Source organism: Collinsella tanakaei (assembly GCF_016902615.1).
Taxonomy (GTDB): domain Bacteria; phylum Actinomycetota; class Coriobacteriia; order Coriobacteriales; family Coriobacteriaceae; genus Collinsella; species Collinsella tanakaei_A.
Map to the genome: position 1 here is coordinate 106,800 of NZ_JACJMB010000002.1, position 23,104 is coordinate 129,903.

Annotated in this window: 14 protein-coding genes; 7 read left to right on the forward strand and 7 right to left on the reverse strand. The window is 67.4% G+C overall.

Annotation, left to right across the window (positions count from 1 at the left end):
• Positions 1-305: 305 nt before the first annotated feature.
• Complete coding sequence (locus H6A21_RS01350; protein WP_204559795.1) at positions 306-2,984, reverse strand: energy-coupling factor transporter ATPase; 2,679 nt, start codon at positions 2,982-2,984, stop codon at positions 306-308.
• Between the two features lie 182 nt (positions 2,985-3,166).
• Here H6A21_RS01350 and murB point away from each other — a divergent pair, with 182 nt between their 5' ends.
• On the forward strand, positions 3,167-4,126 hold the full coding sequence (gene murB, locus H6A21_RS01355; RefSeq protein WP_204559796.1) for a UDP-N-acetylmuramate dehydrogenase: 960 nt from the start codon (positions 3,167-3,169) through the stop codon (positions 4,124-4,126).
• Positions 4,127-4,291: 165 nt separating this feature from the next.
• On the opposite strand, the gene pknB is transcribed toward murB, so the two are convergent.
• The 6 genes from pknB to H6A21_RS01385 all read right to left on the reverse strand — a co-directional run bounded on the left by pknB (position 4,292) and on the right by H6A21_RS01385 (position 14,282).
• On the reverse strand, positions 4,292-6,352 hold the full coding sequence (gene pknB, locus H6A21_RS01360) for a Stk1 family PASTA domain-containing Ser/Thr kinase (protein ID WP_204559797.1): 2,061 nt from the start codon (positions 6,350-6,352) through the stop codon (positions 4,292-4,294).
• Positions 6,353-6,417: 65 nt separating this feature from the next.
• The gene (locus tag H6A21_RS01365) at positions 6,418-9,309 is read right to left on the reverse strand and encodes an FtsW/RodA/SpoVE family cell cycle protein (protein WP_204559798.1); all 2,892 of its coding nucleotides are present in this window, start codon (positions 9,307-9,309) and stop codon (positions 6,418-6,420) included.
• Positions 9,309-11,084, reverse strand: a complete 1,776-nt coding sequence (locus tag H6A21_RS01370; RefSeq protein WP_204559799.1) for a Stp1/IreP family PP2C-type Ser/Thr phosphatase — start codon at positions 11,082-11,084, stop codon at positions 9,309-9,311. Before H6A21_RS01370 ends, H6A21_RS01365 begins: the two co-directional genes overlap by 1 nt.
• Positions 11,081-11,494: an FHA domain-containing protein gene (locus tag H6A21_RS01375; RefSeq protein WP_204559800.1), complete on the reverse strand. Its 414-nt coding sequence runs from the start codon at positions 11,492-11,494 to the stop codon at positions 11,081-11,083. Before H6A21_RS01375 ends, H6A21_RS01370 begins: the two co-directional genes overlap by 4 nt.
• A 7-nt stretch (positions 11,495-11,501) precedes the next feature.
• Positions 11,502-12,413: an FhaA domain-containing protein gene (locus H6A21_RS01380; protein WP_204559801.1), complete on the reverse strand. Its 912-nt coding sequence runs from the start codon at positions 12,411-12,413 to the stop codon at positions 11,502-11,504.
• A 6-nt stretch (positions 12,414-12,419) separates the two neighbouring features.
• Positions 12,420-14,282, reverse strand: coding sequence for a serine/threonine-protein kinase (locus H6A21_RS01385; RefSeq protein ID WP_204559802.1), 1,863 nt, complete (start codon positions 14,280-14,282; stop codon positions 12,420-12,422).
• A gap of 199 nt (positions 14,283-14,481) precedes the next feature.
• Between H6A21_RS01385 and H6A21_RS01390 the strand changes: the two genes are divergently transcribed.
• From H6A21_RS01390 to nifJ, 6 genes are all read left to right on the forward strand, one after another.
• On the forward strand, positions 14,482-14,676 hold the full coding sequence (locus H6A21_RS01390; protein WP_342636025.1) for a hypothetical protein: 195 nt from the start codon (positions 14,482-14,484) through the stop codon (positions 14,674-14,676).
• Positions 14,677-14,757: 81 nt separating this feature from the next.
• Entirely contained in the window at positions 14,758-17,394 is a 2,637-nt protein-coding gene (gene dnaX / locus H6A21_RS10860; RefSeq protein WP_239462550.1) for a DNA polymerase III subunit gamma/tau, read from the forward strand.
• A gap of 156 nt (positions 17,395-17,550) precedes the next feature.
• The gene (locus H6A21_RS01400) at positions 17,551-17,871 is read left to right on the forward strand and encodes a YbaB/EbfC family nucleoid-associated protein (protein WP_204559804.1); all 321 of its coding nucleotides are present in this window, start codon (positions 17,551-17,553) and stop codon (positions 17,869-17,871) included.
• 41 nt (positions 17,872-17,912) lie between these two features.
• The gene (gene recR, locus H6A21_RS01405) at positions 17,913-18,509 is read left to right on the forward strand and encodes a recombination mediator RecR (protein WP_204559805.1); all 597 of its coding nucleotides are present in this window, start codon (positions 17,913-17,915) and stop codon (positions 18,507-18,509) included.
• A gap of 164 nt (positions 18,510-18,673) precedes the next feature.
• On the forward strand, positions 18,674-19,120 hold the full coding sequence (locus H6A21_RS01410; RefSeq protein WP_204559806.1) for a hypothetical protein: 447 nt from the start codon (positions 18,674-18,676) through the stop codon (positions 19,118-19,120).
• A gap of 327 nt (positions 19,121-19,447) precedes the next feature.
• Positions 19,448-22,987 (forward strand): pyruvate:ferredoxin (flavodoxin) oxidoreductase, encoded by a 3,540-nt coding sequence (gene nifJ / locus H6A21_RS01415; protein WP_204559807.1) that lies wholly within the window; start codon positions 19,448-19,450, stop codon positions 22,985-22,987.
• Positions 22,988-23,104: the final 117 nt, after the last annotated feature.

The window sequence follows — 23,104 nt, forward strand, 5'->3', positions numbered from 1 at the left end:
GCAGTTGCAGGGCTGCGGCTCGATTTTCACAACCAGTCGACGGTCTCTTAACGTTGGGCAGATGTCGGAGGGCATCCAACAGAGCGCCGCTCGCCCTTCAAGCCACGAGAGGTGCCCACTTTCAGTACTTTTTAGCGGAGCCCAATCGTACACTTTAGCAAGATAAAGCACTTAACTGGGCAAACAATGCTGGTTTTCAGCCGGATCAGCGTCGCTTTTTGGAGGGTGGCGAAAAAAGTACTGAAAGTAGGCACCCTTCGATTTCACTGGGGCGCACAGGGCGGTTGATGGCGGCCGCCAGGCACCTACATGAGAGATAAAACGGTTAAAGCGGCCAAATAAACAAGGCTGATGGCGATAGCGGCTCGGTCGCGGCCCTCGAGGCGCAGGCGGTGCCAACTCGTGCGGTGCTCGTCGCCGGTATAGCAGCGCGCGTCCATGGCGCGGCCCAGGTGCTCGGCATGGCGGAGGGTGCTCGTGAACAAGGGCGTCGCCATCGGTATGCAGGCGCGGACGAAGGCGAGGGGGCCGCGCCCCGAAAGCCCTGCGCCGCGCGCCGTTTGGGCGTCCGCGATGTCTCGTGCGTCGCGCGCGAGGATCGGTACGAAGCGCAGCGCGATGGAGATCGCCATGGCTGCCTCGCCGGTCTGGATGCCAAAACGCGAGAGCGGCGACAGAAGTGAGCGCAGGCCGTCGGCGATCGCGATGGGGGTCGTCGTGAGTACGAGCAGCGTGCCGGCGACAAACATGAGCAGGAAGCGGACGGAATAGAGAACGGCCGCGTCGGCGCCGTCGGCATGGATGGCGATGGGTCCCCAAGAGGCGAGCAGCTCCCCGCCGTCGATGGTCAGCAGGTTCACAAGTGCACTGATGGCAAGCACCAGCAGGAGCGGACGAAGTTGCCGGATGAGGGCGACAGGCGGAATGCGGGCGATAAGGCAGAGGCCCACGACCGCCGTGGCCGCAAGCACGAGGGCCGCTACGCCCTGGGCGGCAAGACAGCTTGCCATGAACACGAGTACGCCGCCGACCTTCACACGCGGGTCGAGCAGATGGATGGGGGAGCGCGCGCCGATGACACGGCCGCGGTTTGCCAAGGGTCCGCGGGCGGGAGCAGCTGTATCGGGTTTATCGGGGCGCGCGGGGTCCGCGGGCGCGGTTTGCCTTGCCAGGATAGGGCGTTCGCATCGAGCGGTTGCATCAAGGCGCCCGTTTGCGGTCGTGAGCTGTGCCAGTTCGCGAGCCAGCTCATCGCGCGTATAGGCGCGGACGGGAACTCCGACGCCGTAAGCGGCGAGCCGGCTGGCGAAGGAGCGCGTGCGGGGCATGCCGAGCGCAAGGCCGCCATCTGCGCCATCCGTTATGTGCGGATTGCCGAACACCTCGTCGGGTGTACCGAGTGCGACAAGCTGCCCTGCATCGAGGACGGCGATGGCGTCGGCGAGCTCTGCCGCGTCGTCCATATCGTGCGTGATGAGCAGGATGGTCCTGCCCTCCGCGCGCAGCTCGCGGACGAGCGCGCGAAACCGCTCGTGTGCCCTGGCATCGAGGCCCGCGCCGGGCTCGTCGAGAACGAGGACCTGCTGGTCCATGGCGAGCACGCCGGCGAGAGCGACCGTGCGGCGCTCGCCTCCCGAGAGCTGGTGGGGCGAGCGGTCGAGGAGCCGCGCGGGGTCGTGGGCGCCGCTGCGCGCGAGCGCCCGGAGCGCAAGCTCCTCGATATCGTGCTCGGCGAACCCGAGGTTGCGCGGTCCGAAGGCGATGTCGTCGGCGACGGTCGCGGCGAAGAGCTGCCGTTCGGGAAACTGCCCGACGTAGCCCACCGCCGAGCGTACCGCGGTCCGTGCCGCGCGTTCCGCGGTGTCGGCACCGTTTGCGATGACGTGGCCCGTATCGGGAATCTTCAGGGCGCAGGCGAGCGCGGCGACGGTCGACTTGCCCGCGCCAGTGTGCCCGATCAGGGCGGTGACGGTTCCGGGCGCGAGCGCGAAGGACACGTCGTGCACTGCGCAGGACGCAGTACCGCTCGCGGGCCGGGTACCCACGCGGTAGCGAAACGAGACATGGTCGAAGACGAGGGAAGGGGCGCTGTGCTCGCTGTGGGCTTCGCGCTCGGTAACGGCCGTCGCCTGCTGTGAGGTGCCGTCGCTCAGCATGCGCGCGAGCGCGTCAGCCAGGGTATCGTCGCTGCTGCAGGGGGGCACGGCAAGGCCGCGCTCGCGCAGGCGACAGGAAAGGTCGAGCGCGAACGGCAGCTCGATGCCGAGCTCGCGCAGCGTGTCCGCATCCCCCGCAAGCGCATCGGGCATGCCCTCCCAGGCGATGCGGCCGGCGTGCAGGGCGATGACGCGGTCGGCGCGCAGGGCGTGGACGATCGTATGGGTGACGTGGACGACGGCGATGCCGTGGGCGTTCAGGTGCTCTATGGCGCGCATCACCAGGTCGCTTCCGGCCCGATCGAGCATGGCGCACGGCTCGTCAAGTATCAGGACCTGCGGTTGCATCGCGAGCGCGCCGGCGATGGCCACGCATTGGCGCTGACCGCCGGAAAGCGTCGCCGGGTCTCTTCCGGCAAGGTGCGCGATGCCGAGTTGCTCGAGCGCGTTTCGTACGCGTGCGGTGATCTCGCCGCGGGGAAGCCCGAGGTTCTCCGGTCCGAACGCTACATCGTCGGCCACGACGCTCGTGACCAGCTGGTCGTCGGGGTCCTGGAACACGGCGGCGACCATGCGCCGGGCCTCAAGCGTGCGCGCGGGCTCACGCACCGGGTCGATCCCGCCGATGAGCGCCCGTCCCGCAGTCGGCTTCAACAAGACGCTCAGGAGCTGTACCAAGGTTGATTTACCCGAACCGTTGCCGCCCACGATGCACACGTGCTCGCCGGGATAGACGGCAAGCGAGACCTCGCTCAGTGCGGTCTCTGTCGCCTGAGCATAGGAGAAGCTTACGCCATCGAGGCTGATGAGGGGTGCGGGTGGTGTCACGGCAGCGTGTTCCTTGCGATCCGAACGGGGGCGCCCGCGCCAGCTTGGACGCCGAGAGAATCGGTTGCCACTATAGCGTGACCGGGTTTGTTGTCAACGCGCACGCTTGCGCGTGAGCGCGGGGCGCATGGGGTATAGTCAACCCAGTATGTTGACCGGATCCAAGACAAGGCGGTTCTGCCATGCATGAATACGATGGTATCAGCGACGAGGTGCTCTGCGCGCTCGGTGCGGACGCGGGGGAGGACAACGTCGCCCTGTTCGAGCCCATGAGCGCACACACGACCTTCAAGATCGGTGGCCCCGCCGACGTCGTCGTGACACCGACGAGCACGACTGACGCGGCCGCGGTGCTCGACACCTGCGCGCGGGCGGGGGTTCCCGTGACCGTGGTGGGCAACGGGTCCGACCTGCTCGTGGGCGATCGCGGTATCCGCGGCGTGGTCGTGCTTTTGCGCGAGAACCTGAGCGCGGTAGGCGTCGAGGGCACGCGGGTGCGCGCCGAGGCGGGTGCGTTGCTGCGCGATGTCGCGCTTGCCGCCGCCGACGCGGAGCTGACCGGCATGGAGCCGCTCTGGGGCATCCCCGCTACCGTGGGCGGCGCCTGCCACATGAACGCCGGCGCCTACGATGCGGCGTGCGCGGACGTGCTCGAGTCCGTCGAGGCGTACGTGCCGGGAGATCTGGCACCTGATGGGAGCCGTGGCCGCGGCTTCGTGCGCACGTTTTCGGTTGAGGACCTGCACATGGGGTACCGAAAGAGCCGCGTGCACGACGAGGGCCTCATCGTCCTTTCGGCAACCTTCGCGCTCGCGCCCGGCAACAGCCGGATGATCCGCGCCGCGATGGATGACTACCGGAACCGTCGCGAGGAGAAGCAGCCGCTCGAGATGCCGAGCGCCGGGTCCACGTTCAAGCGCCCCCAGGGGCACTTCGCCGGCAAGCTCATCATGGATGCGGGTCTGCGCGGGTACCGCATCGGCGGCGCGCAGGTCTCCGAGAAGCACTGCGGCTTCGTGGTGAATACCGGCAACGCCACGGCAGCCGACGTCAACGCGCTCATCGAGCACGTGCAGGATGAGGTGAAGCGGCAGTTCGGCGTCGAGCTCGAACCGGAGGTTCTGCGCGTCGGGCAGTTCTAGGCCATCGCTAATCGAGCCCGTTCGCGGCCGGGATCTGCGCGAGAGGCGCCCGCGAGCTCAGAGCGCGCGGGCGGCGGTAGGACGTGCGATCGTGATACGAAAAACGAGGGGGCACCGGTCAAACCGATGCCCCCTCGCTCATAGCTGTTGGCTTGTGTTGCAGGCCTACTCCGCCTCAGATGACGAGCCGCCCGAACCGTCCGAGGTTCCACCGCCGCTCGAATCCGAATCAGACCCGGAACCGGATTCTGAGTTCGAACCCGATCCCGAACCCGAACCGGAGCTCGACGGGCCGGTGGAGATGTAGATCCAGACGGTCGTGCCCGGATCGACCTCGCCCTTCGGGCTGTAGCGAATAACCTGGCCAACCGGGACGGAGTCACTCGACTCGCTCACGGGGTTATAGTAGAGGCCCGCATGGGAGATGGCGTCCTGGGCGTCCTCGGCGTACATGCCGACGAGGCCGAGCGCATCGACGTCGACCTTTTCGGTCGAGGGGTCGGGGCCCTGCGAGATCACGACGGTGATCGTTGTGCCGGGCTCCTGCTTGCCGGAGGGATCCCAGCTGATGACGGTGCCCTCGGGCACGTTGTCGCTGTACTCCTCGTCGACCGTCATGCCGAATCCGGCCTTATCGAGGGCGTCGGAGGCCTCGGAGCGGCTCATGCCGGTGAGGTCGGGCACCGAGGTGGTGTCGGGGGCGACGATGACGGTGAAGTTGACGGTAGTGTCGACATCGACGGTCTGGCCGGCCGTGGGGCTCTGATCGGTGATCGTGCCCTCTTCCTCGTCACCGCTGGCGGCCTTCTCGGTCACATCGCCGACCTTGAGCTTGGCGGCGAGGATCATCTTCTCCGCCTCGTCGCGGCCGTTGGCCTGCGACAGATCGGGGACCTCGGTGGTGTCGACGGGTTCGGGACCCTTGGAGATGACGATGTCGATCTCGGAGCCGGCGGGTTGGGGATCCTCGCTGCCGGGGTGCTGCTCGCAGACCTGGCCGGCGGGGTATTGGTCGCTGTAGCCGTCATCGACCGAGCCGACCTTAAAGCCGTACTCGCTAATCGTGTTGATGGCGTCCTCGCGCGTGAGCGACAGGAGGTTCGGCACGGTTGTGAGCTCCGCGGGGGCAAGCAGGCCACTTACGGCGAAAATGGCCGCGGCGACGACCGCGACGACCACCAGCGCGATGGCAGCGATCCTGCCCTTGCTCATGCCGTCGTTCTTCTTCGTCTCGTACATGCCGGTGTCGAACTGGCCGGTCGTCGTGCGCCCGGCGGCGTTGACGGCGGCGGCGCCGCCCACGGGGCGCGCCATGGCCTGCGTCTGGTCGCTCATGACGCGGGTGGTCGTGTTGCCGGCGGCTGCCGCGCCGATGATGCGGGTGGGCTCGGGCACGTCGACCGTATGGCCCGCCATGTAGTTGTTGAGCACGCGGCGGAGCTCGTCGGCAGTCTGGAAGCGGTTCGCGGGGTCCTTTTCCATGCAGCGCAGGATGATGCGCTCGAGGTCGCCGTCCACGTTGGGGTTGATCTGCGAGGGCGGGACGGGCAGCTCGTTGACCTGCTTCAGGGCGACGGAGATGGCGTCGTCGCCGTCGAAGGGGACCTTGCCCGTGGCGCACTCGTACATCACGACGCCCAGCGAGTAGATATCCGAGGTAGGGCCGAGCTCCTGGCCGCGGGTCTGCTCGGGGCTGACGTAGTGGGCGGTGCCCAGCACGTTGTTGTCCTGCGTGAGGTGGCTGTTCTTCGCGCGTGCGATGCCGAAGTCCATCACCTTGATATTGCCGTCGGGCAGCACCATGATGTTTTGCGGCTTGATGTCGCGGTGGATGATCTCGTGCTTATGGGCGACGGACAGCGCACCGCAGATCTGGCTGCCGATCTGGGCGACCTTCTTGGGGTCGAGGGCGCCGTGGCTGCGGATGCCGCTCTTGAGGTCGGTGCCGCGCAGGTATTCCATCACGATGTAATAGGTGTCGCCGTCCTTGCCCCAGTCGTAGACGCCCACGATGTAGGGGCTGGAGAGGGCCGCGGCTGCCTGCGCCTCCTGTTTGAAACGCGCGGCGAACGTCGCATCGCTTGCGTACTGGGGCAGCATGATCTTGACGGCCACCGTGCGGTCGAGCACCTGGTCGGTCGCACGGTAGACCGAGGCCATGCCACCGGCTCCCACTTTATCCTTGAGGAGGTATCGTCCTCCCAGCAATGTCTTCTGCTCTGCCATCTCTTACTCCTCACACAAGTACAAGCTCACGTACAGGGTTGTCGTTTCGCATGCGCGCCGGGCCCTTATGCGCCCTGCGCGGCGAGGGCGGCTGCGAGTACCTTGCCGGCAATTGCGGCGGCGGGCTCGTCGACGCCCTCCTCGTAGTTCTCGATCATGACCGAGATCGCCACGGTGGGCGTATCGTAGGGCGCGAAGCCCACGAAGGCGGTGTTTACCTGGTCGTTGGTGGCCTCGGCGGTGCCGGTCTTGCCGGCGACCTGCACGCCGGCGATCGACGCGGCCGAACCGCTGCCCTCGTCGACGACCTCGAGCATGGCCTCTTTGACGTCGAGTGCGGCGGCGGCGCTGATGGCCTGGCCGAGCGAACGCGGCTGCGTGGTGCGCACGACGGTGCCGGTGGGCGAGAGCGTCTGCGCCACGATGTAGGGGTTCATGACGAGGCCGTTGTTGGCGATGGCCGCCACCATGACGGCGTTCTCCATGACGGTGGTCTGCGGGCCGGGCGTGTGGCCCTGGCCGACCGGCTGGCCGGCGCCCGCCCAGGCGAGCTCCCATTCGGTCATCTGCGAAGGGTCGGGCATGATGGACGCCTCGGTGGAGAAGTCCTGTCCGAGCGACTGGCCGTAGCCGAAGGAGCGCGCGTAGTTCACGAGGCTGTCAGCGCCGACCTGGGTGGCAACCTGGCCGAACGCGACGTTGGAGGAGTAGGCGAACGCCATCTCCAGGGTGAGGGTGCCGAGGTCCATGCCCTTGTTGTTCACGACCTCGGCGCCGCCGATCTCCATTTCGGAGGGGCTGTCGTAGGTAGTCTGGAGCGTGGCGGTGCCCGAATCGAGCGCAGCGGCGAGCGTGATCACCTTGAACGTGGAACCGGGCGTGTAGAGCGCCTGGGTCGCGCGGTCGAACAGCGACTGGTCGCCGTCGTCGGTGCCGCCCATGAGGGCGGAGACGTCCGAGTTGTCGTAGCTCGGCGCGCTCGCCTTGGCGAGGACCGCGCCGGTGCGCGGGTCGAGCACGACGATGGCGCCGCGCTTGCCCGACAGCGCCAGCTCGGCGGCCGCTTGGATGCGCGAGTCGATGGTGAGCTGGACGGAGTTGCCGGGCTGGCTGATGCCGGCGAGCGAATTGATGGCGTTCTGCCAGCTGGAATAGTCCTGCGAGCCGGTGAGGGTCTCGTTTTGCGAGGCCTCGATGCCCGAGGCGCCGTACTGGTTGGAGAAGTAGCCGACCGTATGCGCTGCCATGTTGCCATTGGGGTAGGAGCGCACGTACGTGCCGTCCTCCTGCTGCAGCGACTCGGCAAGGGTCACGCCGTCGGAGGTGATGATGGAGCCGCGCTTGATGTAGGCGGCCTTGGCGATGGTGTGGTTGTTGTTCGGCATCTCCTGGTAGGTTTTCGCCATGACGACCTGGATGTAGGTGAGGTTGCCGATGAGCAGGGCGAACAGGCCCGTGAACAGGACGACCTCGCGCGTCAGGCGCTTGGCGAGGGCCACGCGGCCGAGCACGCCGCTCTCGGGCGTGTCGAGCGCCCGGCGGCGTACGCGCGAGCCGGGGCGCGCATGGCCGCCCACAGCGGATCCGCTGACGGCGCCGAAGATGCGGGTGCCCGCCTTGCTCACGCCCGCGGCGGTAAGCGAGGGCGTAGGCGCCTCGGCCTGACCCGTGCCGGTGCCCGCGAGCTCGACGTTTCGCCCGGTTGCCTCGTCGCCGGCGCGCATGAGTAGCGCGACGATGATGAAGCTCGCGAGCAGCGATGAGCCGCCTTGGCTCATGAACGGCAGGGTGACGCCCGTCAGCGGGATGAGGCGGGTGACGCCGCCCACGATCAGAAATGCCTGGAACGAGATGGATGCGGTGAGGCCGCTGGCGATAAAGGCCGCGAGGTCGCTTTTCGCGCGCGCCGCCACGGTGAGGCCGCGCACGGCGAACAGCATGAACAGCAGCAGTACAGCGGCACCGCCGAGCAGGCCCATCTCCTCGCCGATGGCGGAGAAGATGAAGTCTGACTCCACGACCGGGATGGACGAGGACAGACCGCGTCCGATGCCCACGCCCACAAGCCCGCCGTCGGCGAGCGAGTAGAGCGACTGGACGAGCTGGTAGCCGTCGCCTTGCGGGTCTGCGAACGGATTGAGCCAGATGTTGAAGCGCACCTGCACGTGGTCCATGATTTGGTACATGCCGAAGCCGCCGATGAGCAGCAGAAGGATGCCGATGACGACGTAGGACACGCGGCCGGTGGCTACGTAGAGCATCATGAGGAAGACGGTGTAGAACAGAAGGGCGCTGCCGAGGTCGCGCTCGAAGGCGACGATGGCCATGCAGACGCCCCAGACCACGAGCAGGGGCAGAAGCAGGCGGAAGCGCGGGATCTTGAGGCCCAAAAACTTGTGGTTCGAGATGGAGAGCAGCTCTCGGTTCTCGGACAGGTAGCCCGCGAGGAACAAGACGATGAAGATCTTGGCGAACTCACCGGGCTGGATGGTGCCGATGCCGGGAATCTTGATCCACAGCTTGGAGCCGTAGATCGTGGTGCCCACGAACATGGGCAGCAACAGCAGCACGATGCCGATGATGCCGAAGGTGTACTTGTAGCGCCTGACCATGTCCAGGTTTCGCACGAGCGCAAGCGTCACGACCATGAGTGCGATCGACGCGAACAAGATCATGAGCTGGTTCATGGCGAGTTCTGGCTTCAGCCTGGTCACGAACGTGATGCCGATGCCCGACAGCACGAACACGATGGGCAGGATGGCCGGGTCGGCGCCGGGTGCGAGGATGCGCTCGGCGATGTGCGCCGCGGCGAAGGCGGCGAACAGGCCGAGGGGCACGGCGAGGGTCTCGAAGCTGAGCGTGGCGCCGGTCGTCGTGACATAGAGCGCGTACAGAAGAATGACCGGGAACGCGGACGCGATGAGCAAGAAGAGCTCGGTGTTGCGACGGCTGCCCATCAGGCGCCTCCTTCCTGGGGTTGGGTTTGCGTATCTTGCGGGGCGGATGCGGCATCGGCGGGATTGGCCTCGGCTGCCTGCGGGGTGTCGCCCGCGCCGCCCCGCGCCGCTTCCGCTTCCTGCGCCTGCTGTTCGGCCTTGGCGCTCTCGCGGATGGTCTCGCCGTCCTCGGCCTGCTTGGTCTGGGCATCGTTGATCTGCTGGCGATAGTCGGACAGCGTGTCCCAGGCCTGCTCGAGGCTCTCCTGCGAGATGCCCTCCCGCAGGCGGTTCTGGGTGTCTTCGGGCAGGTCGGTAAGCTTGATGGAGGTCTTCTCCTCGAGCCGGTTGAGGTGGATGCCCGCGACCTCACCGGGAAGGCCCCGGAAGAGACCCACGGTATCGCCGTTCACCCCGAGGAAGATGGAGTTGGAGATCGAGTAGAACAGGAAGGCGATGGTGATGAGGACGGCCGCCACGAGCAGCCCGATCGCGATGAAGACGTTGCGCCGGTGGGTGCGGATGACCTTCTTCAGGCGCCCGTCGTCCACGACGTCGACGACCACGACCGACACGTTGTCCGCGCCGCCCGCCGCGAGCGCGGCGTCGACGAGGTTGTCGGTGCACATCTGGGCAGTGGACGACTTGGCCGCGATGCTCTCGATCTCGTTGTCGGGAATCATGCTGGACAGGCCGTCCGAGCACAGGATGAGACGGTCGCCCTCCTCGATGTTCAGCTGGAAATGGTCTGCGTACATGGTGGGGTCCGACCCGAGCGCGCGGGTGATGACCGAGCGGTTGGGGTGCACGCGCGCCTCGTCGGCGGTGATCTCGCCGGCATCCACGAGCTCCTCCACATAGGAGTGGTCGCGCGTGATGCGGGTGAGCACGCCGTCGTGCACGAGGTAGGCGCGAGAGTCGCCCACATGCGCGATGGCGATGGTGTTGCCCTCGATGTAGGCGACCGTGGCGGTGCAGCCCATGCCGGGCCGACCGATGCCCTGTGCAGCCGCCTCGATGATGGCGGAGTTGGCGGCCTCGACGGCTGCCGCGAGCTTCGCGGCGTCGGCGGTGCCGGGCGAGAGCTTGCCGATCGTCTCGACGGCGATAGAGCTCGCGACCTCGCCGGCGGCGTGTCCACCCATGCCGTCGCAGACGGCGAACAGAGGCGATGCCACGAGGTAGGAGTCCTCGTTGTGCGAGCGCACGCAGCCCACGTCGGAGCGCGCGCCCCACATGAGCGAGGTGGTCGTGCCGGCGTCGTAGGTCGAATCGGTCACGACGCGCTCTTCGGTGAGCGGCTGGAAGCTCTGGGTCGTGCCGGGGTCGGAGAGCTTGGATTCAAGATGGGCGACATCGATCTCGGCGGTGTCGTCGGGCGCATGGAGCTCGGCGGCGGCGACGGCCGCCTCGAGGGCGTCGAGCGGCGGCAGCTCGCCGGTATCCTGGTCGCCCAGGAAGTCGGGTTGGGGTGCCGTCGGAGAACTCGCGGCCTCGTCTAAGGCAGCGACGTACTCGATTGCCGTACCGGCGAGTCCGGCGTCGGCGGCGAGCTCGGGCGCGATCTCGGCGAAGTGCTGGGCCTCGGTGCGCGCATCGGGGAGCGCCGTCTCATCCTCAGACGGATCGGACGCCGCGGCATCCACCCACGCGGGGCGCGCAGGCGCCGGATCGCCTGCGGCGGCGTGCTTGCCCATCGGCTCATCCTCAGGGGCGGGCCGATGGGCACCGATGGCGCCCTCGGGCTCCGGCACGTCGCCGGCAGCATATGAGAAGGTGCTCTTCTCGTCGGTCATCGGCGATTCACTTTCATGACCACGTCGCCGATCTGCACCTCATCGCCCTCGCGTAGCGTGGCGGGCTCAGCAAGCGGACGCCCGTTCACGAGCGTGCCGTTGAGCGAGTTCAAGTCCTCGATCACGAGCGCGGGACCCTGCAGCGAGAAGCGCGCATGGGAGGCCGACACGAAGGGCTCGTTGATGCAGATATCGGAACTGGGGGAGCGGCCGACGATGACCGGGCCGAGCATGTCGACATGGATGCCGCGGATGCCGCGGGGGCCCTTGTCGACGTCGATGGTCCAGATGGCGGAGTCGCGGCGCTGACCGCGCACGAGGCCCACGCCGGTCTTCATGACCGCGAACAGGAAGATGTACAGCAGGACAACCAGTACGATGCGGCCTGCAAACAAAATGAGGTCGATCATATGAGGATCATCCCCTGAACTCGAAGGTGCTGAGACCGAAGGTCAACAGGTCGCCGTTGCGCAGCGGGCAGCGCGTGATGCGGCGGTTGTTGACGAGGGTGCCGTTGGTGGAGTTGAGGTCCTCGATGGACCAGTCGGAACCGGTGTAGAGCAGCTCGGCGTGGCGGCGGCTGACGTTGGGGTCGCGCAGGACCACGTCGGCGGCGGCGCGCTCGCGGCCGACGATGCAGCGCGAGCCGCTGATGGGCAGCACGTCTCCCGTCACGACGTCCACGAGCTGGGCGAGCGGCGCGGCAGCGCGCTGCTGCGGGCGGGAGCTCGCCATGTTGGCGGCGATGCTCGCGCCGGCGCCGGCGGCCATCTGGGCGCGCGTGACGGTCTTGGGCACGGCGATGGGCTCGGGTTCGCTCGGGGCGAACGGATCGGAGACGGCGAACGGGTCGGGCTCGGCGGGTGCCGCCTGGCGGGCGGGTGCCGGAGCAGGACGCGGGTTCACGATGTTCATCTGGCCCGAGAGGCCCTTCTGATAGGCGCGCTCCTCCTCGTAGAGGCGGCCGAGGGTCGCGGCGTCGACGTTCTCCGCGAACACGGAGAAGCGCCCCGCCTTGAGCGAGGGGTCGATCATGAAGCGCACGAGCGGCTCGCCCACGAAGGTGTAGTGCTTCTTCTCGGCACTGGCCTTCACGAACTCGCTGACCTCGCGCGTGAGCTGCGGATAATAGGGAGCCATGAGGGGATCGTCCTCGTTGGCGATGAGGATGGTGTAGAGGGCGGGAGCCGTGTTGACGCCGTTGACCACCAGCGTCTGGTCCTCCATCTCGTGCGCCGCCTGGCGGGCAAGCTTCTTAAAGGAGAACGGGGAGCGGGCAGCGCCGAAGATACCCGCCACGTGGTCCTCGAAGGTGCTCAGGAAGTTCACGAACAATCACACTCCGGTCGAACTTTTTCGATAGCCGAATAGGTACAGGTAAATCCAAACGATTATAGAGGATGCAATCCCGCATGCCGCTACCGTTGCGGCGCGCATGGGCGATAAGCTGGGAATTTCCATAGGGTATGCAAGAGCGAATCCGACGAGTGCCGCAGCTGCGGGCACGAGCGAGGCGAGCACGTAGCCCCCTGTTTTCGCAGCGTCTTGGTAGCGCTGCCAGGCGCGCGCGAGTACAGCCGAGGCCCCCATGGCGGCCGCGGCCCCGAGCGCGAGCGAGGCGAGCGAGGGCAGGTTCACGACGGCTTGGGCGGCCTCTGCGATGCCGAGCGCGCCCTCTGTCTGCCCGAGTACGGCCACGAGGCTGCCCAGGGCCCCGCCGAGGGCCACGGCGCTTGCAGCCGCGGGCCCCTGAGCGAGCAGGGCGGCGGCGGTGACGGCGAAGGGCATGGCGAGCACGGGGTCCCCCGCACCCGCGAAGAGCGCGGAGGCGATGACGAGCGCCGCCGAGGCGCCCGCGTCGAGGCGGCCCCAGACGAGCCACCACGCGCCGCCGAGGGCGAGCGCGAGCACGACGACGGGCAGGGCGGCGAGCAGCGGGGTGCCCGCGAGCGCGGTCACGATCAGTCCCGTGATGACAAGGGCGGAGCCCATCTGGGGCGCCGCGCCGGCGGCCGCACCGATCGCCGCGCCGGCGGCTCCGCGCGCCACGGCGGTGTCGGGGCCGACGAGGGCGAGCAGCGCCCAGCTCACGAAGGCGACGGAGAGTCCTGCGCCAAGCCCGGTGAGGATACGGCGGGCGTGCGGGGTTTGGCTGCCAAGATAGCCCTCCGTCGGGTCGAGCTCCCAGGTGCGCTCGGCGCGCCCGGGGGCCTCGGCATCCTCATCGGCCTCGTCGGAGGTGAGGCGCGCGATCATGGTCGCAAGGCTCTTTCGGCCCTCGCGCGCGTGGCCGAGGCCCGCGAGCAAAAGGTCGCCGAAGGCGGCGACGCTGGTCATGCGGTCGCGCGGGCTGGGGGAGAGGGCGCAGAGCAGCGCCTCCTCGGTGTTCTCGGGGATATCGGGCAGCAGGTCGGACGGATAGAGCACGCCCTGCTCGATGCGGCTCTCGGAGTCCGCCGGCGTCGCCGCGCGAAACGGCGCGGTACCGCAGAGCGCCTCGTAGATGACGGCGGCGAGCGCGAAGATGTCGGTGCGCTCGTCGACCTCGTCGCCGCGGAGCTGCTCGGGGGGCATGTAGCCGATGGTGCCGCCGCGCGCCCCGCCGAAGCCGGCGGCGCTCGTGAGCGTCGCCATGCCGAAATCGGTCAGCTTCACGTGGCCGTTGCGGTCGATGAGCACGTTGGCGGGCTTGATGTCGAGGTGCAGCACGCCGTTTTCGTGGGCGAAGGTGAGCGCCTGCACGAGCGCGTCGGCGATGCAGGCTGCCTCGTCGTAGGTGAGCGAATGGCCGTCGACCTCGGCGAGGAACTCCTCGAGGCTCATGCCGTCGACGTACTCCATCACAAGGTACGCGTAGGCGGCGTCGTAGGTGAAGTCGATGACCGAGACGATGTTGGGGTGCTGGAGCATGCTCGCCGTGCGGGCCTCGGCGAGGGCGTCCGCGACGGTTTCCGCCGTCGTGCGCACGTCGGGCGAGGTGAGCGGGATGCGCTTGATGGCCACGCGCCGTTGCAGGCGGGAGTCGAGGCAGATCTCGACGCTGCCGAAGCCTCCTGCCGCCCGGGTCTCGAGCGGCCTATAGCGCCGCAGCAGGGCAGACGCCGTCGCGTCCGGGGCGGGAACCCGCTCGGGGACGGGGCGGCGCTCGAAAAAATCGAGTACGCGCGTGCGCTGTTGCGAAGGCGAGGTGTTGGGCATGGCTTCCTTGGTGCGTTAATGGTATGAGTGGATTGCCGTATTCGCCTATGGTACCACGTGTCCTCATTGGGGACGGGTATCCAGGTGCCATCTCGTCTCCTTTAGGTTCAGGCGGCGCGGGTCCTGCGGGCACGGGCGCCTTGCGGGAGGCGCGGCGCGTATCATATGCAGCGGTTTTGAAGCGATGAAGGAGGTTGCCGTGGACGATTCCGAGCGCCTTTGCGCATATGACGCCTTTGCGGAGGACGTGCGGCGCGAGCATGCCGAGATCGAGGCGAAGATGGATGAGCTCAAGGCGGCGGGCAAGGTGAAATCCGCCACGTACCGGCATCTGTTCGCCGCGCGGATCACCTTGAAAGATATCGAGCGGCGCCTGCGCGAGCACGGCCTGTAGGAGCTGCCCGCTCGGGCGCCGGGCGGCGCCCGAGCGGGTATCATGGGGTGCAACCGATTCGCGTGAAGGGAACGAAGCTCCATGGAGTCGCTGTACCGGAAATATCGCCCGCTCACCTTCGAGAGTGTCGTGGGCCAGCAGCATATCGTGTCGACGCTCGAGCATGCGGTGGCGGAGGGGCGCCTTTCGCACGCCTATCTGTTCTGCGGCCCGCGCGGTACGGGCAAGACGACCATGGCGCGCATCCTCGCCAAGGCCCTTCTGTGCGAGCACGCCGATGCGGCCCGTGCGCAGGGGGCGAGCGGCTGCATGCCCGATGGCACATGTCCGGAGTGCGAGGCCATCGCCGCCGGTACGCACCCGGACGTCTACGAGCTCGACGCCGCGTCGCGCACGGGCGTCGACAGCGTGCGCGAGGAGATCATCAGCTCGGTGAACTTCGCCCCGGTGCGCGGCGCGTACAAGGTCTACATCATCGACGAGGTCCACATGCTCACGGCGGCGGCGTTCAACGCGTTGCTGAAGACGCTCGAGGAGCCGCCGAGCCACGTGGTCTTCATCCTGTGCACGACCGACCCGCAGAAGATCCTCGAGACGATCCTCTCGCGCTGCCAGCGCTTCGACTTCCACCGCATCTCCAACGAGGACATTGTGGGACGCTTGCGCTACATCTGCGAGCAGGAGGGATTTGACGCGGACGACGAGGCGCTCGAGATCGTGGCGCGCCACGCGCGCGGCGGCATGCGCGACGCCCTCTCGACGCTCGAGCAGCTGTCGGTGTTCGGCGACGGCGCCGTTCGGGTGGACGATGCCCGGGCGCTGCTCGGCGAGGTGGCGGGCACGGTGCTGGCGCAGTTTGCGACGGCCATCGCCGCGCGCGATGTGGCCGGGCTGTTCGCGATGGTCCGCGCGCAGGCGGACGAGGGCAACGACCTGCTCGAGTTCACGCGCGACCTCGTGGCGCACGTGCGCGACGTGTACACCGCCTGCGTGGCGGGCGACCGCGCCGAGCTGTTCGACGGAACGCCCGATGAGGTCGCGGCGCTCGTGGAGGAGGCTTCCCGCTTCGAGGGAGCGGACCGCTTGGCACGGGTGCTCACGGTGCTGGACGACGCCGCCATCGAGATGCGCGGCGCTTCCGACGCGCGCCTCGTGCTCGAGATCGCCTGCACGCGCCTGGCGCGCCCGGAAAGCGACCTGTCGCTCGAGGCCCTATCCGAGCGGCTCGACCGCATCGAGGCCCAGCTCGCGGCCGGCGTCCCGAGTGCCCCGCTCGATGCCGCGAGCATCGCGGCGCTGACCGGCGCGAAGACGCCGGCCCCGCGCGCAACGAGTCAGGGCGAGCCCGCGGGCACGCAGAGGGCAGCTGCTCCCGCGGCCCCGGCGGGTGCCGCTGCGCCTCCGTGGTCTCAGCCGAAGACGGCGCCGCGTCAGCAGCCGGCCGCATCGTCGAGTACGCCGCGTCCCGCCGACGCGCCTGCGCCGGCGGCAGGCACCGAGAAGCGGCCCGCTCCCGCAGCGCCGCTCGCTTCCGCTGAGCGGACGGATACCGCCCCGGCTCCTGCCGAGCAGAAGGGCGCTGCCGCCCCGGCGGTTTCGGCAACCCCGATTGCTCCGGTGACGCAGCAGGCGCCCGCTTCGCCCGAGGCGCCCGCCCCCGCAGCGCCCAAGGCGCCCGCGGCATCCACTCCCCAGGATGAGCCGGTTGCCGCAAGCGTCCCGTCTGAGGCCGTGGCCGATGCAGGCGAGCTGCAGCGCAGGTGGGCCGAGGTCGTGAAGCGCGTCACGGCCGCCCAGGCGTCGCGCGGCGCGCTGCTGCAGTCGTCGCGCGCGAAGTCCGACGACGGGTCGCGGCTGGTCGTCGGATTCCCCAAGGGGTCGAACTTCGCCATCAAGATGCTCGGCCGAGCCGATTCCCACGAGCTGATCATGCCGATCGTCGCCGCGGTGTTCGGCTCTCGTGCCGTGGACTACGTGATGGACGGCGGGGCGCCGTCCCAGCAACAGGCTGCTGCCACCGCGCCCGCAGCGCAGCCGGCGCAGCGTTCGGCCGAACCCGCCCGGCCTGTTCAGGCGACGGCACCGGCGGCATCCGGTGCCTCGCCGCGCCAAGCCGCCGCGCCGCAGCCGGTAACTCCGGTTCCCGCCGCGACCCCCGCACCCGCTTCGGCGTCGGCGACGGTGCCGGCCGCGTCTGATGCGGCGCCCGCTTCGGCGCCGACGTCGCCCGTCCCCGCAGCAGCTGCGCCCACGGCCGCGCCCAATCTCGCCGCCGGTCCCGGCGCAGCTCCCACGCCTGCCGCCCAGGCAGCGCCCGCGCAGGTGCCGGCGCCTGAGACCGCGCCCGCGGTCGACGAGGTCAGCGGGCCCACGATCGTGCCCGAGCCGGATATCGAGGCGGACCGTCGCGCCTGGGAGGACGAGCAGGTCCCCTATGACGATGCGGCCATCGCGGCCTACGAGGACGAGGAGCTGCCTCCCTTCGACGTGCCCGCCGACATGCCGGCAGTCCCCGTTGCGGCTCCCGTCGCGCCCGCGCCCACGCCTGCCGCCAAGGCGCCCGCACGCTCGGCTGCCCCTCTGGGCGCCGCGCCGTGGGCCGGCGCGCCCACGCCTGCCTCCGAGGAGACCCAGGTCCCCCAGAGCGAGGAGGAGGCGAAGGAGATGCTGAGCAGCATCTTCGGCAACGTCGTCTTCAAGGACGCGTCTCAGGAGTAGGCGGGCGAGCCCCCGCAATCCCTGACCGTCCGGGTGAACCCGCGCAGGCGCATGGAGGTTTTCAGACCCCGTGCGCCCGCGTGCGCGCATGGTACGATAGCGGACGGAAAAATCGAGATGCCGCGCTTGCGCGGCCGACGACATCGAGGAGGCCCCATGGCCAATATCAACATGCAGCAGATGATGAAGCAGGCCCGCAAGATGCAGGAGCAGCTCGCCGCGGCCCAGGAGAACCTCGAGGCCACGAACGTCGAGGCCAGCGCCGGCGGCGGCATGGTCAAGGTTGTCGTGAACGGCAGCATGCAGCTCGAGTCCATCACCATCGATCCCGAGGCGCTCGACCCCGAGGACGTGGAGATGCTGCAGGACATGATCGTCGCCGCGGTGAACGAGGGCGTGCGCCAGGTGACCGAGATCGCCCACAAGCAGATGGGCTCCATCACCGGCGGCCTCAACATCCCGGGCATGCCGTTCTAAGACGGCTGTGCGGGAATCTCATCCCGCATGCAAGGTGAACCATGAGCGCGGACCGCAGTCTACAGATTCTTCTCGATGAGCTGGGCAGGCTTCCGGGTATCGGCCCGAAGTCAGCCCAGCGCATCGCCTACTACCTGCTGGAGGCAGACGCCGAGGAGGCGCGCCGGCTGGCCGACGCCATCCTCGCGGTGAAGGCGCAGGTCCATTTCTGCAGCCGCTGCTTCAACTATGCGACGGACGACGAGTGCGCCATCTGCGAGGACATGAGCCGCGACCGCACCCGCATCTGCGTGGTCTCCGAGCCACGCGACGTGACGGCCATCGAGCGCACGGGCAGCTACCGCGGCCTCTACCACGTGCTCGGCGGCGTCATCAGCCCCATCGACAAGATTGGGCCCGAGCAGCTCCACGTCCGCGAGCTGCTGGCGCGCCTGGGCGCCGAGGACATCCAGGAGGTCATCATCGCCACGAACCCCAACATCGAGGGCGAGACGACGGCGAGCTATCTCGCGCGCATCATCAAACCGCTCGGTGTGGCGGTGAGCCGTCTGGCGAGCGGCCTTCCCGTGGGCGGTGACCTCGAGTACGCCGACGAGCTCACGCTGGGGCGCGCCATCGAGGCCCGCCGCGCCCTGTAGGGGCGGCGCCGCCCACTGAACGGGCGCTTGCGCGCAGATACTCCCTTATCTACGTAATGAGTGCGCGCGCGATGTTCCGGTCGTGTGCCCGTCCTCATTCGTGCCAATATGCTTCCATTCGCTCCGCGGGTGTCGCGCACGCTGGCGAGAGGAAGGGGCACATCGTGAGCGAGACCGCGAAAGACGCACGCGTCGGCAAGCTCGTGTGCAAACTCATGGTTGCGTTCGTCCTGTTCGCGCTCGTGGCCATCGCGCTGTCCGCCGCGTTCATCTACACCAGCGTGCGGAGCACCTACCTGGACACCCAAGCGGATCGTCTGGCGCAGCTGGCGGACCATGCCGGCGCTTCGGCCTCCCAAAACGGCTACGACGCTGGCGACGACCTGCCCGCATGGCTCGAGATGGACGATATCATCGGCCGCGACGTCTCCTACAACGAGTTCGTGGCAGAGCAGCAGGAAGCAATCGATGCCTACAACAGCCTGGTAGAGCGCTACAACGCCGCCGAGGAGGCAGGGGACGCGAGCACGACCGCAGCGGACGGCACCTATGAGGAGCTTATGGAGCGCGGCGGCCTGTTCGCCTCGCTCGTCGCCCGCCAGCAGGCGTAGCCATGCGGATGTGAAGCGTGCGGTGCCGGGACGCGGCCCCGACGGGGAAAGGCGGTGTGTCCCTGCTGTTCTTTTTCTGGCCGCGCCGCGTGCATCGCGAGAGGTGTCTCGCGCAGCTAAAGCGCTGGTACAGCTCACAGAATTCGACGGGAAAATCTGCGTTAGATTCCGCTTTTTGCAAACGTTGTTCGGAGTACAATAAACCATGCATGCGGGTTTTCATCCACTGATGCCATCCTGATCGCCGGGGGGTATCCATGCAAGGTAATCCCCGGTTGCCGTGAGGCCGCCGGAACATGTACACCCAACTTGAGAGGAGAGGGGTATATGGCGCGTAAGTTCAAGTCTATGGACGGCAACGAGGCGGCTGCATACGTATCGTATGCATTCACCGAAGTTGCGGGTATCTACCCGATCACGCCGTCCAGCCCGATGGCCGACCATGTCGACCAGTGGGCCGCGCAGGGCAAGAAGAATATCTTCGGTACGCCCGTCAACGTCATCGAGATGGAGTCCGAGGCCGGTGCCGCCGGTACCGTCCACGGTTCGCTCGGTGCCGGTGCTCTGACCACGACCTACACGGCGTCTCAGGGCCTGCTGCTCATGATCCCGAACATGTACAAGATCGCGGGCGAGGGCCTGCCGGGCGTCTTCCACGTGTCCGCCCGCTGCGTCGCCTCCCACGCTCTTAACATCTTCGGCGATCACTCCGACGTCATGGCTTGCCGCCAGACCGGCTTCGCCATGCTCGCCGAGGGCAACGTCCAGGAGGTCATGGACCTCGCTCCCGTGGCGCACCTCGCCGCCATCGAGGGCAAGGTTCCGTTCCTGAACTTCTTCGACGGTTTCCGCACCTCTCACGAGATCCAGAAGGTCGCCGTGTGGGATTACGACGATCTCGCCGAGATGTGCGACATGGACGCCGTCCAGGCCTTCCGCGATCACGCGCTCAACCCGGAGCATCCCTCCGCGCGCGGTTCCCACGAGGACGGCGACGTCTTCTTCCAGCACCGCGAGGCTTGCAACAAGGCCTACGACGCGCTGCCGGCGGTCGTCGAGGACTACATGGGCAAGATCAATGCCAAGCTCGGCACCGATTACGGCCTGTTCAACTACTACGGCGCTCCCGATGCCGACCGCATCGTCGTCTGCATGGGCTCCTTCTGCGACACGCTCGAGGAGGTCATCGACTACCTGAACGCCCACGGTGAGAAGGTCGGTCTCGTCAAGGTCCGCCTGTATCGTCCGTTCTCCATCAAGCACTTCGTCGACGTGATCCCCGAGACCGTCAAGAAGATCGCCGTCATGGACCGCACCAAGGAGCCCGGCTCCATCGGCGAGCCTCTGTACCAGGATGTCGTCTCCGCCCTCTACGAGGCCGGCAAGACGGGCATCACCGTGGTGGGCGGCCGCTACGGCCTCGGCTCGAAGGACACTCCTCCCTCGAGCGCCTTCGCCATCTTCGAGGAGCTCAAGAAGGACGCCCCGCGCCGCGAGTTCACCGTCGGCATCGTGGACGACGTCACCGATCTGTCCCTGCCCGAGATGGCCGACGCCCCCAACACCGCTGCTGAGGGCACCATCGAGTGCAAGTTCTGGGGTCTCGGCGGCGACGGTACGGTCGGCGCGAACAAGAACTCCACCAAGATTATCGGCGACCACACCGACAAGTACATCCAGTCCTACTTCCAGTACGACTCCAAGAAGACGGGCGGCGTCACCATCAGCCACGTGCGCTTCGGTGACCACCCCATCCGCTCGCCGTACTACATCACCAAGGCCGACTTCGTCGCGTGCCACAACCCCAGCTACATCACCAAGCACTACAAGATCGCCCAGGGCGTGAAGCCCGGCGGTACGCTGCTGATCAACTGCCAGTGGGATGCCGACGAGCTCGCCAAGCACCTCTCCGCTGAGGAGAAGCGCTACATCGCCCAGAACGATGTCCAGCTCTACACCATCGACGCTATCGACCTGGCCGCTCAGGTCGGCATGGGCAAGCGCACCAACACCGTGCTGCAGTCCGCGTTCTTCGCGCTGGCCAAGGTGCTCCCCTCCGAGGACGCCATCCAGTACATGAAGGACGCCGCCACCAAGTCCTACTCCAAGAAGGGCATGGACATCGTCGAGGCCAACCATCGCGCCATCGACGCCGGTGCCACCGCGTTCAAGAAGATCGAGGTCCCGGGCGAGTGGGCCAACGCCACCGACGATGAGGTCAAGCTCTCCGACGAGGAGTGCAGCGCCATCGCCAAGCAGGTCAAGACCATCATGGAGCCCATCGAGCTCATGGAGGGCGACTCCCTGCCCGTGTCCGCGTTCGTCGGCCACGAGGACGGCCAGTTCATCACCGGCGCTTCCGCCTTCGAGAAGCGCGGCGTTGCCGTCATGGTCCCGCACTGGGATTCCGAGAAGTGCATCCAGTGCAACCAGTGCGCCTATGTCTGCCCGCACGCCACCATCCGTCCGTTCGGTCTGACCGAGGACGAGATCGCCAAGGCGCCCGAGAACATGGCCACCCTCGACATCAAGATCCCGAAGGACACCGGTCTCAAGTTCACCATGGCCATCAGCCCGCTCGACTGCATGGGCTGCACCAACTGCGCCAAGGTCTGCCCCAAGGGCGCCCTCACCATGGTTCCCCAGGAGCAGGAGCTCGAGCAGCAGAAGGTCTTCGACTACTGCGTCGCCGAGGTTTCCGAGAAGCCGGTTCTCGAGGCCAACAACGTCAAGGGCTCTCAGTTCAAGCAGCCGCTGCTTGAGTTCTCCGGTTCCTGCGCCGGCTGCGCCGAGACCGCGTACGCTCGCCTCGTGACCCAGGTCTGCGGCGACCGCATGTTCATCTCCAACGCCACCGGCTGCTCCTCCATTTGGGGCAACCCCGCTGCCCGCTGCCCGTACACCACCAACAAGGACGGTCACGGCCCGGCGTGGAACAACTCCCTGTTCGAGGACAACGCCGAGCACGGTCTCGGTCTGGCGCTCGGCTACGAGGCCGTCCAGAACAAGGTCGTCGTCGAGCTCAACCAGATGCTCGAGAGCGATAAGACCCCTGAGGGCACCAAGGAGCTCATCCATGCCTACCTCGACGCCCGCAAGGACGTTGAGGGTTCCAAGGCCGCTGCCGCTGCGCTGATCCCGGCGCTCGAGCAGGCTGCCGCGGACGGCTGCCCGGTTGCTTCCAGCATCCTGGCCGACAAGGCGTACCTCACCAAGAAGTCCTTCTGGATCTTCGGCGGCGACGGCTGGGCGTATGACATCGGCTTCGGCGGCCTGGACCACGTCCTGGCTTCCGGCCACAACATCAACGTCTTCGTCTTCGACACCGAGGTCTACTCCAACACCGGTGGTCAGGCCTCCAAGGCCTCGAACCTGGGCCAGGTCGCTCAGTTCGCCGCTGCCGGCAAGGCCATCAAGAAGAAGAGCCTCGCCGAGATCGCTATGAGCTACGGCTACGTCTACGTGGCGCAGGTCGCCATGGGCGCGAACCCCGCTCAGACCCTCAAGGCCATCCAGGAGGCCGAGGCCTACGACGGTCCGTCGATCGTCATCGGCTACAGCCCCTGCGAGATGCACTCCATCAAGAAGGGCGGTATGCAGAACTGCCAGATGGAGATGAAGAAGGCCGTCGATTGCGGTTACTGGAACCTCTTCCGCTTCAACCCCGCTGCGGACAAGAAGTTCACGCTCGACTCCAAGGAGCCGAAGGGCGGTTATCAGGAGTTCCTGATGAACGAGGCCCGCTACGCTTCCCTGACCCGCTCCTTCCCGGAGCGCGCCGAGGAGCTCTTCGCCGAGAACGAGCAGGCCGCCATGGACCGCTATCAGCACCTGCTGAAGCTGAACGCCCTCTACAACGAGGCGTAATGCAGCGATTCTGACACGACACCCGTCGTGTGCCGAGGACCCCGAAGCCGCAGGGCTTCGGGGTCCTTTTTTCATACCGTAGCCCGGATGTCACGGGATGCGCGGCGGCTGTTCAAG